The following is a 1511-nucleotide window of genomic DNA, read 5'->3' as shown; positions in this document are numbered from 1 at the left end:
AAGTTGAAGGCAATAGCAAAGAAGGCAAAGTCCATTTTGACCTTGTCTAGTCCGAAGTGACGGAAGCGCTTGTAGCCCATGTCGTATTTCATCTGTCCAAAAACTGCCTCAGGTTCTATACACCTGTTGCCTCTGAGTTTGATTCCAACGTCTGAGGTAAGCCTTTCGGCAGCCTTTTCCCGATACCCCGCCAAATTGTGGTTGACTTCTATCACCCTGTCGCCCTTTCCTTTGAAGCAGCTGCCCCTGAGAGGACAACCCTCGCACCTTTGAGCCCGGTATCGCGCGCTTTCCACGACATATCCGTTGTCTGTCTTTGACCTTGCCGTTCCCACCCTGGTCATGTGCTGTCCCATCGGGCACACGTAGTAGTCGTCCTTGACATTGTGGTGGAGGGCCTGCGGACTGAAGGGGTTGGGCTTGTAGTGCATCCTTTGCTCTCTGTGGAACCAGTTATACTTTACAAACGCCTCTATTCCGGCCTCTTCCATAAAGTGGTAGTTCTCTTCCGAACCGTAGCCGGAGTCTGCAACTCCCGTCATCGGGAACTTGTGGTAACGCTCAAAGAAGGAGTTGAAGAACGGTATCATTGTGGTCGTATCGCCAGGGCATTGGAACAGTCCATAGTCAAGGATGAACTGGTTTTCCGTGCCGATCTGCAGATTGTATCCCGGCTTTGTCTGCCCGTTGTTCATCGCGTCCTCCTTCATGCGCATGAACGTGGCATCCTTGTCTGTCTTGGAATAGGAGTTACGGTCGCCAAGCGTCTCCAGTTTTTCTTCATATTCCGAGAGCTTTTCCGCATGCTCCTTTAATTGCTTTATCTGTTTCTTGCGTTCCTTCCCGGAGTCCGTGTCCACTCCCTGCTCCATCTCGTCGCTGAACTTTTGGACCAGTTGTTTTAAGTCCTCTGCCGTAATGTCTTGAAGCGGCTGTTTCTCCGTGTTTTCCTGGGCGACGGCGTCGTCTATCTGTCCCAATAGGACCTTTATCTTCTCCAACAGCTTCGCACGGTTTGTCTCGGTCGACTTCCGCCAGACGAACGTGTACTTGTTGGCCTTCGACTCTATCTTTGTCCCATCTATATACTCGACATCCAGCGTCACGAACCCCTTCTCGGCAAGAAGCACGACCAGCCTGGTGAACACGTTGTTGATCTCGTCCTTCACGCGGTTGCGGAAACGGTTGATCGTGTTGAAGTCCGGCTTGTTGTGGCCTGCCAACCAAATAAAGTGGACGTCTCGTTTCAACGCCTCCTCTATCTTGCGGCACGAGTACAGGTTGTTCATATAACCATAGATGACGGCCTTAAGCATCATTTTGGGATGGTAGGGGCTTCGACCTGCCTCCTTGTACAGTTTGCGGAAATTTTCGAGTTTTAGGCTGTCAATTGCGGCATCTATCACTCTAACTGGTGCGTTTTCCTCAATATCTTCATCAAGACGTTGAGGAAACAACTGTATTTGTTTGGGATTGTAATCCTTAAAGTGTAACTTTGTATACATTAATTT

General features: G+C 49.8%; 1 protein-coding gene. It reads right to left on the bottom strand.

The window, feature by feature from the left end; genetic code table 11:
* On the bottom strand, nucleotides 1-1505 hold a 1505-nt coding region (locus tag MJZ26_15125), incomplete at its 3' end, for an IS1182 family transposase (protein ID MCQ2107108.1).
* Between the last annotated feature and the right edge of the window lie 6 nt (nucleotides 1506-1511).

The organism is Fibrobacter sp., from assembly GCA_024398965.1.
Taxonomy (GTDB): domain Bacteria; phylum Fibrobacterota; class Fibrobacteria; order Fibrobacterales; family Fibrobacteraceae; genus Fibrobacter.
Note: the sequence above shows the minus strand (reverse complement) of the source record. Positions and strands in the feature narration are given on the sequence as shown.